Raw genomic sequence first — 14,691 nt, 5'->3', positions numbered from 1 at the left:
ACTGCGTTAGATCGTAAAGCAGGAGTTTGATGGGACCTTGGAGAATGGCAATCTTGGGCCGAACATTATTCTGTCAAAGGTGTGAGAGAAGATTGGTTTCTGGCGGGCCACTTGGATTTGAAGTGTTGGGACAGGACCAGGCTTTCTAAGGAAAGCCTGGTCCTGTCCCAACTTTCCGCAAAAAGTTTGTTTCCTAATATTCCCAACGAAACAACTTCCTTCTCGTAAGGGTGACATTGGGTCGCCCAGTTTAGGGAAATTGTACATCATGGGAAAACCAAAAAACAAAGCTACGAAAACAAAGACACTTGAAGACGTACTAACCGGCTTTGCAGCGGGTAGCTTCAGCAACGCAGCCGATCACAAAGTGAACCGTAAGGCAAATTACATTGTGAAGCACTTCTTTAAGCAGGGGCACACTGGAATGGTGGTAGCTCCGCCTGCCGCCGGAAAAACGGCAATTATTTCTTCGTTTTGTTCTCACATCGCCCAAGGCAAGTCGTTTGCGGGAACAAAAGTGCGGCGCTCGGTTGTTTACTATTTGGCGGCAGAAGACCCAGAAGGCGTGAAAGATCGCGCGTATCCATACCTGCACGAGGCACCGTCAGCTTCTACCCCTTTCGTAGTCGTGGAAAAGTGCCCGAACTTTCTCGATCCATCTCACATCGATGGAATTATAGAAGATGTACGCAACTACAAGAAATTTGCCGACACTAAGGGCGCTATGGTTGTTGTGGACACTACAAATTTGGCCATCGGAGACGCTGATGAAAACTCTTCCACAGCAATGGGGAGAGTTATCAGTAACGGTGAGGCCATAGCTAAAGCTGCGAACTGTTATGTTCTTTTTGTGCACCACACCTCGCACTCCAATGAAGGTCGAGCCCGTGGTTCCTCCGCCTTTGAAGGCAACACACATGATACATTCATTTTGAAGCGCTCTTCGGATGGCTTTGTGAGCCTGGTACCCAAAAAACAAAAGAACACTAAGCTGCAGGATCCGCTACACTTTGAAATCGAAACGTTGGACGTTGCTTTCGATGATGAGGGCGACATGATCACTGTGCCTAAAGCGGTTCCGTTGCATCAGTCAAAGTCATCTCTGATTGCAGCGAACTCTCGGAAGCCACCTCGCGGAAAATCCAAGGCCAATCAACGGTCTGAAGAGTTGCTTCGCGTACTCAATGATTTAAGCACTGTTGACGCAAATGCTTGGCATAACTCGGCCTCATTGCGAAACATCGTTGGCGAGCCCTTCAACGATGTCCGTGACGTCCCCGAAAATCTCAGGAAGGCGGTTAGCAGTGGGCTCTCAGATCTTCTGAAAGCAGGAAAAATTGAGGAAGAGAACAAGAGTTATCGCCTACAGTGTCCTTGAGACCGCTGATACAAGTCTATGTCAGAAGCGCTCCAGTAGAGCAGGCTTCTTTAGGCTCATTGGGGGCGATTGCTTTTTTTTATCGGCCTCAACGGCACTCTTTCCCGAAGGGCCCACCATTTTTGTTCTCAAAAATGGATTATGGGCAATCCATTTTTGAAAATGGCTCTCTGGAACTAATTCCGATGCATGACGAAACTTGTTTTCAACATCGAACGTGTGGGGTGGTCTGCCTTGGAAGGTCAGCGGAGGCATGATCTGCGGCTGGCGGGGGACCTCTCTCATGTAGATCTTAGTCGCAGCAAAGACAACTTCGTACTTCAGGGAAGCGGTGACCCAAAAGCGGAAGTGCAGGCGTGCTTGTCGGAATTTCAAGCAAATCCTCGTGCTGACAACGAGCGCCCATTCAATCGCTTTGTGATACAGCCGGGGGAGGGGTTTGATTGGGAAGACTCGCTCGCCATCGCAAAGTGGTTGTCAGACACGAAGCGCTTTCTGCGAGATGAGTATGGCGCGTGGTTTGTGTATGCCGTTTTGCACACCGATGAACAAACGCCTCACATTCATGCTGTCTGCGTCCCGCTGTACGAAAGCAAAACAAAAAAGGGCCGCAAGTGGAAAGTTAGTCACAAGCAACATCCGGCCACGAAGGGCAAAGACAGCTACGAGCGACTTCGTCAAAGATGTTCTGAGGCATTGGGTTTTGAGTACGGTGAACCTGGAAATAAACCGAAAACCAAGAAACAAAGGTTGGCCGAAGAGGCAGCGCTGCGCACACAAGAGGTAGCTAAAAAGCGGGCACAGTTGATTGTCCATGCTGCAGAAGAAGAAGCCAACAGCCTTCTATTGCGTGCGAGAATTCTGCTGAAGCGTGTTCAAAAGCTATTAGATCGGCTCCCAGCCCATTCGAGTGCTGACCAACGCTCTCAAGCAGCCAGTTTGCAGTCGTTGGCGCGGCAGTATTTGGCGCAGGAAAATTCCGAACGGGCAAGAGAAAGGTAGCACTTATGGCAATGATTTTTGGCGACTTTGACGCACAAACTGAAGAAATCCGGCAGGGCCTAATCGACTTGGTTTCACATGAAAATCGCAGGATACTCTATGGCGCTGGCACGCTGTTCCAAGAGGCATTGCGGAAAGAGCCCGGAGCTCACGTATCGACGTTCAGAAGGTCCATTTTTGAGCTTGCTAAGGAAGCTCAGATAAGCGGCTTCCTCGATCCTAATGAGACAAATGTAGTGACCAGCCACGTCAGTTACTTCATTGCACATCTGAGTAATTCCGGAGCGCTCCCGTCAGGACGCCGTGAACTTTTGAGTATGCAACTTAAAAACGTAGATAGTCGTTTTTTTGGCGTCAAATCGCGCCCCAATTGTAGGGGCGCGTTCAGGTAGGATGGAAGCGTAACGACAACGGCAATGCTTCACTTGCTTCCGGTTGTGGTCATTCCAAAAGCCATGAAATGATCGAACGCGTCACTTTCGACTGAGTTCCCCGGTTTGATAAATGAAAATTCGCTTGTCAAATCTTGGACTGCATTAGCCGCATGCTCTTTTGACAACGATTTTGCTGACGCCCACTTGGCAGAAGACGAAAAGTCATTGCATTGCACAGCGCAAGAAAAAATTTCGGTACTCGACGCTTCGTCGACGACCCTGATTGCGCCAACGTCGCCAATGGAGTTGAGTGCGACCTCAATTCGAGCTGGTTTACCTGAAACCAACTGGCAGTCACCGATGAGTGGACAGCTATGCTCTCGGGAATGGAAGATGCGCAGCTTGAAGTCCGCCCTGTCCATCAGAGCTTTCAATACTTTCATGTCTGGATCAGTATAGTGTTTCCCGATGGTTGTTGTTGACGCGTGCCCAATCACAATTTGCCGGTCAGATTCACTTACACCGCCGCGCCACAAAGCGGATTAAAGAGACATGCGCAAAGCATAGAAATCCTCGCTGTGACTCAGGATGTTGAGGTTCTTCCGGACCGTTTGAAAGCGTTTGGTAAAGGTTTGGTCGGTGTGCTTAGGATTGTTTTTATAGATCTCAGGAAACAGCAAGTTGTTGGGGTTGTGTCCTTTTTTCTTGATCCATTCGACAAATCCCAGTTCGATCAGAGCTTCTGGAATAGGAACTTCCCGCTGGCTTTCCTCAGTTTTTCCATCCTGTTCTGCCGACCAAGCCAAGCGCAAACAAAAAACTCCGTCTGAGTGGAGGATCAAGTCGCGGGCTTTGAGCTGAAGTACTTCAGTCAACCGAGTTCCCATGAACAAAACGATTAGAGGTACCCAATAAATCGCGTCTCTAATCAAGCGCTTGCCCGGCTGACTTCGACGGTGGGAAGACTTGCAGCCTCGATACACAGGTGATGTCAATAGCGTCTTCATTCGCTGATTGCTCCAACGCGTGCGACGTTTTGGGCGAGTAAGTCGGATGAAGAGCGGCTCTTCCTTGGCAAGTTCTTGGTCGTACGTCTTCATACGTCTCTTAAGTTCACTGTACCCCATTAGTTTAGTGGGACCCGTGTACCCCAAATGCGCGGCCGCATGTCGAAGCACGTCGTGAATTCGGTCCAAGTGACGTTCGAGGTTTGCGTGGGCCATTCTGATGGTCAGCAAATCTGGAAGTTCAGCCCTCTGCTGCTGAAGGCTTGTATTCGGAGTTGATCTGACTGCATCATAAAATTCTCTGTCGTGAGCATCGGCGGCATCAATTAGATCTTGTTTGGATTGGGCTTTGCTCTCCTGTATATGCCGGTTCTTGCCATGCTTTTGACCGTGATCTCTGGGCAAACGATGTAAGAACCGGAAGAACTCGCCGACATTTTGAGAAAGGTAGTCAAGGGAAACATCCCCAAAAAACTCCAGAAGAAGGCCGCTCGTTGCGTCGATCTTTCTTTTCATTTCTTCAGTTCGATTTGCTTTCGCGTGCTCCACCGCAGAAGAAATGGAAATGTAGGGAGGAACTTGGCCGTCACGCAAACAGATTTCGTATCGATCAAGCAAGCCGCGTGCCGAGAGGAGCGGATCTTCAAAATCCTCAAGTGATTTCAGTTCCGTTGTTAGAACAGCTTTAAGCGCTGTGGCGAACTGGCGATTTGCTCCTGAAGTAAAAAGGCCCTTAGTGGACATACCGAGTTTATTAGCTATGTCTTGAGCCAAATTTTGTGATCGAGAAAAGTCGCTCTTCTTCAGCTCGACCTTAAAATCATTGAGAGACTTCCGGAGTTCGTCAATCCTGGCGTCTGCGTCGAAGGCGAAGTCGTTGAAACTCCGGCTTAGCACCTCGAAGTGACTGCGTACCATCTCGCGGGAAATTGATTGAACGAACTGCGCGGGGACGGTGAGGTTAGCATCAATGTACATCGGAACTCTTTCTTCCTGCGGTCGCGCTAAGACGGGTTTGTCAGCGCTTGTAGGAAAAACGTGAGTTCGACTTTCAGACCCCAGAAATTCTGTGATTGGGTTTGAATCGATTTTTTTTGCGACTTTGAGTCTGACGTCAGACCGTAGTTGACGGTTTTGACGCCGCACAGGGCGGGACAATGCGCCGGATGCGCATTCATTGATTTTATTGGATTTTTTCATCTTAGTGGCTGGGGTGGTAGGAAGCCTTGCGTCTCGATGAAACGCATCGGCTTTCCCGAACCAACTCAAAAACTGGGGCACTTATTGGGGCACTTTAGCCTGTCCGCGTCCCGATCTTTTGGCCCACCGTGGAAGCTTAAACCACGGGTCCTTGGGCAAGCATTCAGCGACGTGATTGATCGCCAGCAGCTCCATCTCGTGAAGCTGACCATCCGCCTCAGCAATCTCTCTCAGCAGCGCCACGACCCGCTCACGAACCTTCTTATGGTTGCAATCCTTGCTCTCCAGCGTGAAGCGTCTGAGGCCCTCGGTAAGCTCCTGGAGAGTCAGTTGGTCGAGGCGGTCTAGGAAGAGAGTGAGGGCGGCATCAACGAACGCCGGGTCGTATCCCCAGTTATCAATGAAGTATCCGCGAATGACTTCCAGTTCCTCCTCAGACACCTTTCCGTCGGCAGCGGCAACCTTCAGGCTAAGCGGGGCGATGAGATCGAAGAGACCAATCGCAAGGACATCGATGGGCGAGTTGATGAAGGCAGGAACGACCTCAACTTTCCCGTCATCCATGCCTTTGAGCAATTTGATTAGGCCAAAGTATGCGCCACCAGATACGACACTTGCTCCGATAATCCACCCAATTGGTGTGACTGCCGTTGCCACGCCCAAAAAGCCCAGAATCCCGCCCGAAGTTGACGTGAAGAATGTGGAGGCAACTGTCGCGCTTCCCGCGAGCTTGGCTCCAGCCGACGCGGCACCTGCCACATCCCAAAACTCAAAGGCTTTGTTCCTCAAAGTCAGGGTCGTGTAGACTTGGTCACCGATTTCAAGTCTAGCTTTAAACCGCAATGGATCGGCTACTACCCTCTCAACTCCTTCTAAGAGGCGCTTGGACGAGAGGTCCTTACCCATCTTGGTTCGCCCCGTTAAACGCAAAGAAGGGCTCCACAGACGCCTTAACTCTGCTTTCCAGTGCCTTATCCAAGAAGTCTTGCTTGGCCCCGAGAACCAGCCCGAGCGCCATAAAAATCGGAGTGACCAAGGGACCTAGGACCCAACCAACCAGAGGAACACTGCCAACCAAAGTTCCCGCAATGGCACCAAAAATGAAACCAAACGTCGTGTTTGGATACTCGGAAATGACCCGTATTATGGTCTCTAAGATCTTCTGTCCGATTTTGATTACCTTTTCGCCGACGCGTACCGCCTTAGTCGTAAACTTGTAAAGCAGAGCCTTCACATCAGCAGAGACATCTAGGTTATCAATCTTTTGCTTCAGTTCGCTGGACGTAAACTCCAGTGAAGCCAGTTTAAATACTTCTTCTGTCTGTTCGTCGCTTAGCTCCAAAACCATCTGATCCCCTGTGTCAGACGAAACTCCGCTCGCTTGCATTAGTGTTCTCCTTAAATAGTCTTTGCTCGATCAATATGGCGCGTTTGAGTTGTATCTTCGCCGCGTAGTTTTGAAGCGACAAGAAAAAAGAGAAGTGAACCCCGGCCAGCGCGAAGCCAGCCGGGGTGAGTTTTAGGGCACCTTTCGGGTCGCCGCATAGTCTGCGAGCCATTGCCAGTAAGCATCTGCGCTTGCAAAGCCTTGCACTCGTGCTGCCAAGTTCTCCGCCTCCAAACGAGAAAGACCGCCATCGTGTTCAGCGATAGCGCCCCTCTCTTCGAACTCATCGATGTCTGCAATGATCATGGTGATACGCCTTTAGGAAGACGTATCTGATCCACGATACCTCGTTTTTGCTCATCCGAGATACCGGCGCTGTAGATGCCGTAGGTGATCCCGTTCTCAGAGCGGGCAGACTTATGGCCAACGATGCTTGCAGTAAAGTGCTCCGGCACACCGGTGCGTTCACATTGGGTGATGAACCATTTGCGCGTCGAGTGAAAAACCAGACGAGGGCGATCCATCTTCTTGGCCTGTCGCAACCGGGCGAACCGTTTGGTCACCTGCTCGACATTGGTCTCGGGAAACAGAGGTCCTTCGCTCGGAAGTGAACGAAACATCTCATCCAGCACTGGATGCAAAGGGACTTGCCGTTCAGCCGCATCGGTTTTGAGCAACCGCAGTTCATTTGGTCGCACATGGATGAAGCCGCCAAGATTTCCCTTCGAGATGAGATCCTCTCTGAGCAAACCAATCGCCTCTCCAGCGCGCATCCCCGTCAGCAGACATGTCAGCATTACGGGTCGTAACGCCTGATCCTTGGTCGTCAGAAGTTGGACCACCTCCCCATCCGTTGGAACGGCATAGGGCTGCGGCTTTATCTTCTGATCGAACAAGACCGTCTTGAACGGATTCTGCTCAAGATGCCCCTCATAAACCGTCCAATCTATGAAGGCGTTGACCTGAGCCCAGATCCGCTTCTGAGTGCGCGTGGTGATCCGGGCCGTCCCTTGAGAGGAGAAGGCCACCAATTGATCCAGCGAGAGCCCTCTGGTTCTCTCCGACTTACCAATGACCGGAGAGAGTTGAGCCACCAAACCAAGGAATTCGCGGCCCTCAGCTCTGGTAAGACTGCACAGTGAGCGATCGCCATACTTTGAGAGAAACAACCCGACAGAGTAGCGAACCGATTTAAATCCACCGGGCCGTAGTTCATTGGACCTCCGAGATAAATAGACGGCACCCTTATCTTGAATTGAGATCTTATCTCGTGGAGTCTGGCGCTCGAACCGCGACTGTTCTTCCAACTGCCCAGAGAGCTCTAGAGTGGCCCGTAGGTGGTCGAGGGCGGTTCCTGATGTAACCTCCCAATCGAGAGAGGCAGCGTTGCACTCTGGCACAGAGAGAGCCTCCTCGGCGCGATCCCGCACCTCAGAGACTGTCCTCTCGTAACGAAGATCGACCTCAGCGGCTCTTGTACGAGCAGTGTTGGTAGAGTTGGTCTTCAGCGATTGCTTTAGGGCTTGCTGACCAAAGACCATCGCCACGTCCTTGGGCCAGTTGCGTCGGTAGAGCCATGTGTGACCCTTCAAGTACGCATACTTGATATGAGCGGACATGTGTTTCCTCCTTTTCTGTTTTGGGAAAGAGCGGTCAGGTGCCGCGTTGGTGGACCCTGAGAATGAGGTCGAAGTCCGGCTCGCCGTACTCCCCCGCCAAAGGTCCAGTGATCGAGTAGCCACCCACACAGTCGTCAAAAACGAAATCGACCCGAAACAGATGTTCGGGCCAATCTTCGCTTGCGCGGATTACTACGATGTCATCGGGATGGAGCGTCAGCTCAGCCATCACTTGCGCCCTTTATCCAGGCGGCTAGGAAGACCAAGATCAGCATCATCGACACGGCAGGATGTGTGCGAGCCCCAAGCCAGAGGATCGCGGTCAACACGGAACGCGGTGGTGCGCTCATAAGAAAACCCCCGGCGGCATCGCCGAGGGTGCGAAACGATTTCATGATGTATCTCCTTACGTTGCTTCTATTTTAGATACGCAAGGAGGCTCGGTTTTGAGGGGGTCAGAATCCTGAACAAATCAAAATGCCTTTATATCCAACGTTCACTTAGGTAGAAGTGTGGCGCAATGAAATCTACCAAAAGGAGACATCAGGTGAAGGCCCGCACAAAAACTCCCACTGCAAACAAGGGTTCGGCACTGATTTGATACTTGGTAGTAACAAATGGCCCGCAACTGAAAACGCTGCCCGTTATCGACTGTTCTCTGAAGTGTTTTTGGAGTTAGTACAAAGATCGTCTTGGGAGAGTTACCGTAGCCATACCCTCTCGACGACTATGAAGGGAGAAGAGCTACTAACTTCGATCGAAAAAGTGAACAGAAAAGAAGTTGGCAAGCCTGCACTCGAGCCTCAGCTGGCTGAGCTTAGACATGCGATCGATCGTGACTTTGTCTGCAAAAGCATAATCAAATCGAAGAAACTTCCGAAGGAAGTTTTTTGTTTTGACGAGAATGAGACAACGGAACGTCTACGAACCTCCGCTGAGTTACTCTTTCATGCGATTGCCAAAGAATACCAGCGCTCCTGCGAAGACCAAATAGTTGGGATTTGTCTGACGCAGGGGTCCAAAAGCGACCTAATTTCGATCACCAAACTGTATGTTTCTCACGTAATCAACTTGGGCTTTAGTTCTGAATTTCTATACCGTTCCGCAAACAAGACCTTCTACACCCATGACATCAAGAGATGCACTGAAGGACTGCTTCGACGGTTTTTTAAGAACTTTGACGACGCTAATCGAAAATTCTACGTTCACGTATCAGCCAACACCACCTACTTGAGGTTTTTGAACGAGCAGTTCGGTCTCAGTATTTACAAGGATACTGGGGAGTTGCCAGGTTCTCCCAAGCACACAATTCCAAACAGTTTTGGTGAAGGCGCTCAAAAGGGGATTGTGAGACTCGATGACGTCCCAGCCAAAGACGCATTCTCTGCTGCTAAGACCGCCGAGAGTTTGTTTTCTCTGTCACGCTCGTTTCTTTATCTCCATCCGCGCAACGTCAAAGTAAAGACGGATGAGGTGGCGTATGTCGTACATGCCAAAAGTGGCGAAACAACCAAAGTTAAGATTGAAGAGAGCTTCTCTCCTAGACGTGCGGCTCCCAGCAAATCTGATCACTCAAAATCTGTCCAAGGTTTGGCGCGATATGTTTTTGCTGATCGGGGGCCGCGTAGTTCACAGAACGAAGCTCGTCGTAGAATTTTTAGCTCACTTAACTCCGCGTCCTTGGCCGCAAAAATTGGTGATCCCGAGTCCCAACTACTCTCAATCTGGTCGGCGTTTGAATCACTTCTTCCTGACCCAATCAAAGATGGAAAGGGAACTGTTAGAATTACCCATTTTACGCCCTTGATAACTCCATGTGCCGTTTTTGACTATTTGCCTGCGACTTTTTCGGAGTGCTACCGAAACTGCCATGCAGCTTTCGGTCAACCTTTCTTAGACGCGGTAAACGATCTGGGTGTCGGGGATACCGAGAAAGAGAAGTTCGCCAGTATTTTCACTTCGGACTTAGTGGCAAAAAAAGAGCTATGTGCGACTGTCAACCAAAGCCCACTAATGCTCATGCGCTTTCTCAAATTGGAAAAGTTGCTTGCATCTCCGAAGAATGCCGTTCGCCATCTTGAGATGCATGAGGAACGAGTGGGATGGCAGATCAATCGGATCTACAGGGAGAGAAATAGCCTCGTCCACAAAGCGCAAGCCAGCATATTTCTGAATGGGCTAGTTGAGAATGCATACTCATACTATCGATCAGTAATTCTGAGTTTGGAAAGAGTGGACGACCTTTACGAAATCTCCCATCCAGATCAAGGCTTGGAGATGGTTAAGGCACTGTATACGGACTATAAATCGCGGCTTAATACCATTAGCGCAAAAACAAAGGTAGATACCGCAGACAGAAATTCTGAGTTCGTAAAAGCGATGTTCTCTGGATCATTGTTTGCCTAGCTATTTGGTGATGAGACATATTCGGATTCTTTGAAAGCTTCGATCTCATCGCCCCGCTTAGCCTGAAGGTTGCCGCTGCCGACGGAAAGGTGTCTGAGGAGGAACTGGAAGTCATTCGCGGATACTTCATTGATAACTGGGGATACGACCCGGCGTTCGTTGATGCCGCCCTCACTCTCTTCCTAGACCGCCTCGACCAACTGACTCTCCAGGAGCTTACCGAGGGCCTCAGACGCTTCACGCTGGAGAGCAAGGATTGCAACCATAAGAAGGTTCGTGAGCGGGTCGTGGCGCTGCTGAGAGAGATTGCTGAGGCGGATGGTCAGCTTCACGAGATGGAGCTGCTGGCGATCAATCACGTCGCTGAATGCTTGCCCAAGGACCCGTGGTTTAAGCTTCCACGGTGGGCCAAAAGATCGGGACGCGGACAGGCTAAAGTGCCCCAATAAGTGCCCCAGTTTTTGAGTTGGTTCGGGAAAGCCGATGCGTTTCATCGAGACGCAAGGCTTCCTACCACCCCAGCCACTAATTCAGACATCAGTATTTATTAGCCTTCCAGGCCCTCCAGACATCAAAAATGCCCCTAAAAGTGCCCCTGCTTTAGGCTCTGTCTGAGTATAGTCAGCAAGGCCAACGATAGGGATAAGTAATGATGGCGCAGGATAGAGATGCGGAGAAGCCCGGAAGCTCCCCCGCCTTGCATGATCATCCCCCCAAACCCAAAGAACGAAGATAAGAAACTCTCTCTCCGAACAGCCTCTGACGGATACGATACTCAGAGCAGCGATCCCGATGACGGAACTCGATATAGTCTGCCACCAGCTCAGGACTATCCCGCTCCATCTCATCCAGACCCTGATAGTTGTTGGAGAGAGCTACTTGCCTCCCAACCTCGAACAGGCAGGCTCCCCGCATGACCGTCTTCAGCATGTTGGCGTGGCGGTAGTTGATGAGGAAGCTGTCATGAACACACAGAACTGGGATTTGCCTCTTCGTTAGGTAGTTGATGACACGAGACGCAATCCGACTGTCGATATTCATCAAGCGAATACCCTGATCCGAGCAAAGACCATCCGCCAAGAAAGGTTGTTTCTCCGAGAACGCATCAAGCACCCGAAGCAACTCCTTGTTAGTCATAGACTTCTCCTCCGAACCCGCAGGCGCATCTTGACGAAACGCCTTGCAGGCTGTGCCTCGGTCACGGGCATTTAGAGCCATCAGAACAAGAGACTTCACCAGCTTTCGCTGGCTCGGCGCATCAAGTCCTGGAACCAAACCCTCAGATAGCTCATATGGGTCTCCAGACAGATCAACTCCTTTCTCTGCTGCCAAAATCGCCACGTGAAGAGCCTGATAGTCCACCTCGACGGTTGGCTCATCGTCTAAGTGAATCCGCTTTCTGAATTCAGAGCCAACACTCTGCCACCATCCGCCATAGAACCGACCGCCAGACCTCCAGTCAGAACGATTGAAGATGCGCCGGATATGGTGATCCCAGCCGCAGATCGGAACTCGATTCAGTTCACCTTGGCGCGGACCAGACTTGATTGGTCGCTGAATGAACGTCTCAACCTGATCCGGAACATCGATGAAAGTCCGAGCGAGCAGTTCGTTATAGGCCTTCAGATCTGCCCGGATAGCTTTGGTAAAATCTGTGTCTTGGTATTCGGCCTCTTTTTTGCGTTCATCATGAAGCACAACACTCTCTTTGCCCGGAAACACAAAAATGTGCTCCCGACCAAATTTGGCTTCCCGAAATAGCTTACGAAGAGGCTCCGCTGCGATGATCCGTGCGGTTCGGTTGGTCTTCGCTCCTGAACCTGCGAAACTTCCCTTTGACAGCTCTATATAGCCTTGTTTCGCCAGCCTATGAACCAATCTCGGGATTATCCTCGAAAGGCCAATCGCGTTGTACCTGGAATTAGTGTTCCAAGCTGTGTTGGACAGATGAACCCCTATCGAAAGCTTAGGGTCCGTTTTCCAAGCAACATAGAGATCAAGGATCAGAACTCTCAATTGACCGCGATAGTTAGTCTTCGGACGAGCTCCCCCTCTTGGTTTGCGGCATGGCGAGAGATCCAAGCAACTTTTCTGCCAAATATGCTCCACCGTTTTCCCAATCTCTGAATGCTCCGAATACACGTGAACATCGAGTGGTCGCGAATACGAAGGGTCGAGCCCCATTGTGATAAGCTTGGTGCTTCTGTTTCTTGATCCGTTTCTTTCCATAGATCATTTCCTGACCTTTCAAGTGTTTCAAATGAAAGCATCAGGGAAGACCTCCCCCCCTGACGCAGAGCGAAAGGTGGGAATAAAAAAACGCCTCAGCGATGACGCTAAGACGTACGTACTCTGTTTGTTTTGTTTGTTAGGAAAAAGCCTCTCCCACCTAGAAGGCAAACATTGTTTCTAGATCAACTGGTGGGGATGGGCATGGGCTTTCCTTGTTTTGCCTATAGGGAACGTGGGAACGGTTCAGCTCATCCGCAAGTGGTTCGGCTGAAAAAAATCGGAGAGAGAGTTTCTTATCTTCGTTCTTTGGGTTTGGGGGGATGATCATGCAAGGCGGGGGAGCTTCCGGGCTTCTCCGCATCTCTATCCTGCGCCATCATTACTTATCCCTATCGTTGGCCTTGCTGACTATACTCAGACAGAGCCTAAAGCAGGGGCACTTTTAGGGGCATTTTTGATGTCTGGAGGGCCTGGAAGGCTAATAAATACTGATGTCTGAATTAGTGGCTGGGGTGGTAGGATTCGAACCTACGATGCGCTGTACCAAAAACAGGTGCCTTACCACTTGGCTACACCCCAACTGTGAGGCAGGGTTTACTTAGCAGCGCGGGGAGGTGCAAGAGCAGAAATGCATTTTTGGCAGAAAAAATTCCCCTAAAAATGCAGAAAAATTTTCGGAGTTTTTTAGGACTTCGCTAACCCCTGATTTTTAAGACCCTGCGTCATTTTCAATCCCCCTCGTGGACAAGTGGACCGCCCGCGCGACATGGTGGGACAAAGAGTTGGAGAGGAGTTGGGCGATGTTTCTGGGAATGCGACCTGAAAACGAAAAGCTGTTGGCGCAGGTGAAAGAGATGATCCGCGAGGAGGTGGTGCCTCTGGAGGAGGAATACCACGCGGAGATCGGCAAAGGTGACCGCTGGGCCTACACCGAGCGTCAGGCGGAAATCCTTGAGGGGCTGAAAGCCAAGGCCAAGGAGCGGGGCTTGTGGAACTTCTGGCTGACCGATTCCGACAAGGGGTTTGGGCTCTCCACCGTGGAATATGCCTTCTTTGCCGAGGAGATGGGCAAGACGCCTTTGGGGGCGGAAGTGTTCAACTGTTCCGCGCCGGATACCGGCAATATGGAGGTGTTTGAGCGCTATGGCAGCGACGCCATGAAAGACGACTGGCTGAAACCGCTGCTGAATGGGGAAATCCGTTCCGCCTATCTGATGACGGAGCCGGATGTGGCGAGTTCGGATGCGACCAACATCGAGATGTCCTGTGTCCGGGATGATGACGACTATGTGCTAAATGGCGAGAAATATTGGGCTTCTGGGGCCGGGGACCCGCGTTGCAAAGTCTATATCGTGATGGTGAAAACCGGCGGGGATGAGCTGCCTGTGCACAAACGTCAGTCGATGATTGTGGTGCCTGCTGGCACCGAGGGCATCGAGGTTTTGCGCCCCATGATGGTCTACGGACAGGACGACGCGCCGCATGGGCATATGCACATCAGGTTCAGCAACGTGCGCGTGCCGGCAGAGAACATCCTGCTGGGTGAGGGGCGTGGCTTTGAGATTGCGCAGGGGCGGCTTGGGCCGGGGCGCATCCACCATTGTATGCGCGCGATTGGACAGGCCGAGGCGGCGCTGGAGCGGATGTGCAAGCGCGCGCTGAGCCGGGAGGCCTTTGGCAAGAAACTGGCGCATCTAGGGGCGAACTACGACATCATTGCCGAGTGCCGCATGGAGATTGAGCAGGCGCGGCTGCTGTGTCTGAAGACCGCCTGGATCATGGATCAGGGCGACGCGCGGGCGGCGGCGCCGTGGATCAGCCAGATCAAAGTGGTGGCGCCCAACGTGGCCCTGAAGGTGATCGACGAGGCGGTGCAGATGTTTGGCGGCACCGGCATTTCGCAGGACACCCCGCTGGCGCAGGCCTGGACACACGTGCGAACGTTGCGTCTTGCAGACGGTCCGGACGCGGTGCACCGCCGCCAAGTGGCCCGCAAAGAGCTGCGCCAATACACGCAGGAAAAGGTCTGATTTTCACGTCGGTATGACGTCGGTATCGCGACTGTTTTGCGGAGGTGCGTATTTTG

Annotated in this window: 15 protein-coding genes and 1 tRNA gene; 6 read left to right on the top strand and 10 right to left on the bottom strand. The window is 51.4% G+C overall.

Annotation, left to right across the window (positions count from 1 at the left end):
• Positions 1 to 268 precede the first annotated feature (268 nt).
• The 3 genes from SIB92_RS07945 to SIB92_RS07935 all read left to right on the top strand — a co-directional run bounded on the left by SIB92_RS07945 (position 269) and on the right by SIB92_RS07935 (position 2,772).
• Positions 269 to 1,378, top strand: a complete 1,110-nt coding sequence (locus tag SIB92_RS07945; protein ID WP_412555284.1) for an AAA family ATPase — start codon at positions 269 to 271, stop codon at positions 1,376 to 1,378.
• Between the two features lie 189 nt (positions 1,379 to 1,567).
• Positions 1,568 to 2,380: a plasmid recombination protein gene (locus SIB92_RS07940; RefSeq protein WP_412555283.1), complete on the top strand. Its 813-nt coding sequence runs from the start codon at positions 1,568 to 1,570 to the stop codon at positions 2,378 to 2,380.
• 5 nt (positions 2,381 to 2,385) lie between these two features.
• Entirely contained in the window at positions 2,386 to 2,772 is a 387-nt protein-coding gene (locus SIB92_RS07935; RefSeq protein WP_412555282.1) for a hypothetical protein, read from the top strand.
• A gap of 29 nt (positions 2,773 to 2,801) precedes the next feature.
• On the opposite strand, the gene SIB92_RS07930 is transcribed toward SIB92_RS07935, so the two are convergent.
• The 8 genes from SIB92_RS07930 to SIB92_RS07895 form a co-directional block, all read right to left on the bottom strand.
• Positions 2,802 to 3,197 carry a hypothetical protein gene (locus tag SIB92_RS07930; RefSeq protein WP_412555281.1) on the bottom strand — a complete coding sequence of 132 codons (396 nt, stop codon included), beginning with the start codon at positions 3,195 to 3,197 and terminating at the stop codon, positions 2,802 to 2,804.
• 99 nt (positions 3,198 to 3,296) lie between these two features.
• Positions 3,297 to 4,961, bottom strand: coding sequence for a hypothetical protein (locus tag SIB92_RS07925; protein ID WP_412555280.1), 1,665 nt, complete (start codon positions 4,959 to 4,961; stop codon positions 3,297 to 3,299).
• A gap of 81 nt (positions 4,962 to 5,042) precedes the next feature.
• Complete coding sequence (locus tag SIB92_RS07920; RefSeq protein WP_412555279.1) at positions 5,043 to 5,867, bottom strand: TerB family tellurite resistance protein; 825 nt, start codon at positions 5,865 to 5,867, stop codon at positions 5,043 to 5,045.
• Entirely contained in the window at positions 5,860 to 6,348 is a 489-nt protein-coding gene (locus SIB92_RS07915) for a hypothetical protein (protein ID WP_412555278.1), read from the bottom strand. Before SIB92_RS07915 ends, SIB92_RS07920 begins: the two co-directional genes overlap by 8 nt.
• A gap of 132 nt (positions 6,349 to 6,480) precedes the next feature.
• On the bottom strand, positions 6,481 to 6,654 hold the full coding sequence (locus SIB92_RS07910) for a hypothetical protein (protein ID WP_412555277.1): 174 nt from the start codon (positions 6,652 to 6,654) through the stop codon (positions 6,481 to 6,483).
• Positions 6,651 to 7,967: a DUF6538 domain-containing protein gene (locus SIB92_RS07905; RefSeq protein ID WP_412555276.1), complete on the bottom strand. Its 1,317-nt coding sequence runs from the start codon at positions 7,965 to 7,967 to the stop codon at positions 6,651 to 6,653. Before SIB92_RS07905 ends, SIB92_RS07910 begins: the two co-directional genes overlap by 4 nt.
• A gap of 34 nt (positions 7,968 to 8,001) precedes the next feature.
• Complete coding sequence (locus SIB92_RS07900) at positions 8,002 to 8,196, bottom strand: hypothetical protein (RefSeq protein WP_412555275.1); 195 nt, start codon at positions 8,194 to 8,196, stop codon at positions 8,002 to 8,004.
• Positions 8,189 to 8,362: a hypothetical protein gene (locus SIB92_RS07895; RefSeq protein WP_158500690.1), complete on the bottom strand. Its 174-nt coding sequence runs from the start codon at positions 8,360 to 8,362 to the stop codon at positions 8,189 to 8,191. The genes SIB92_RS07900 and SIB92_RS07895 overlap by 8 nt, the downstream gene beginning before the upstream one ends.
• A gap of 334 nt (positions 8,363 to 8,696) precedes the next feature.
• On the opposite strand from SIB92_RS07895, the gene SIB92_RS07890 reads away from it, so the two are divergent.
• Together SIB92_RS07890 and SIB92_RS07885 are read left to right on the top strand one after the other, a co-directional pair.
• Positions 8,697 to 10,373: a hypothetical protein gene (locus SIB92_RS07890; protein WP_412555274.1), complete on the top strand. Its 1,677-nt coding sequence runs from the start codon at positions 8,697 to 8,699 to the stop codon at positions 10,371 to 10,373.
• Positions 10,374 to 10,390: 17 nt separating this feature from the next.
• Complete coding sequence (locus SIB92_RS07885; RefSeq protein ID WP_412555815.1) at positions 10,391 to 10,822, top strand: TerB family tellurite resistance protein; 432 nt, start codon at positions 10,391 to 10,393, stop codon at positions 10,820 to 10,822.
• Positions 10,823 to 11,078: 256 nt separating this feature from the next.
• Here the strand turns inward: SIB92_RS07885 and SIB92_RS07880 are convergent, their stop codons facing one another.
• Together SIB92_RS07880 and SIB92_RS07875 are read right to left on the bottom strand one after the other, a co-directional pair.
• Positions 11,079 to 12,602, bottom strand: coding sequence for a hypothetical protein (locus SIB92_RS07880; protein WP_412555273.1), 1,524 nt, complete (start codon positions 12,600 to 12,602; stop codon positions 11,079 to 11,081).
• Between the two features lie 507 nt (positions 12,603 to 13,109).
• Positions 13,110 to 13,184, bottom strand: a tRNA-Gln gene (locus SIB92_RS07875).
• A 221-nt stretch (positions 13,185 to 13,405) separates the two neighbouring features.
• Here SIB92_RS07875 and SIB92_RS07870 point away from each other — a divergent pair.
• Complete coding sequence (locus SIB92_RS07870) at positions 13,406 to 14,635, top strand: acyl-CoA dehydrogenase family protein (protein ID WP_412555814.1); 1,230 nt, start codon at positions 13,406 to 13,408, stop codon at positions 14,633 to 14,635.
• Positions 14,636 to 14,691 lie beyond the last annotated feature (56 nt).

It is taken from the genome of Shimia sp. MIT1388 (assembly GCF_047124445.1).
Taxonomy (GTDB): Bacteria; Pseudomonadota; Alphaproteobacteria; order Rhodobacterales; family Rhodobacteraceae; genus Shimia.
Note: the sequence above shows the minus strand (reverse complement) of the source record. Positions and strands in the feature narration are given on the sequence as shown.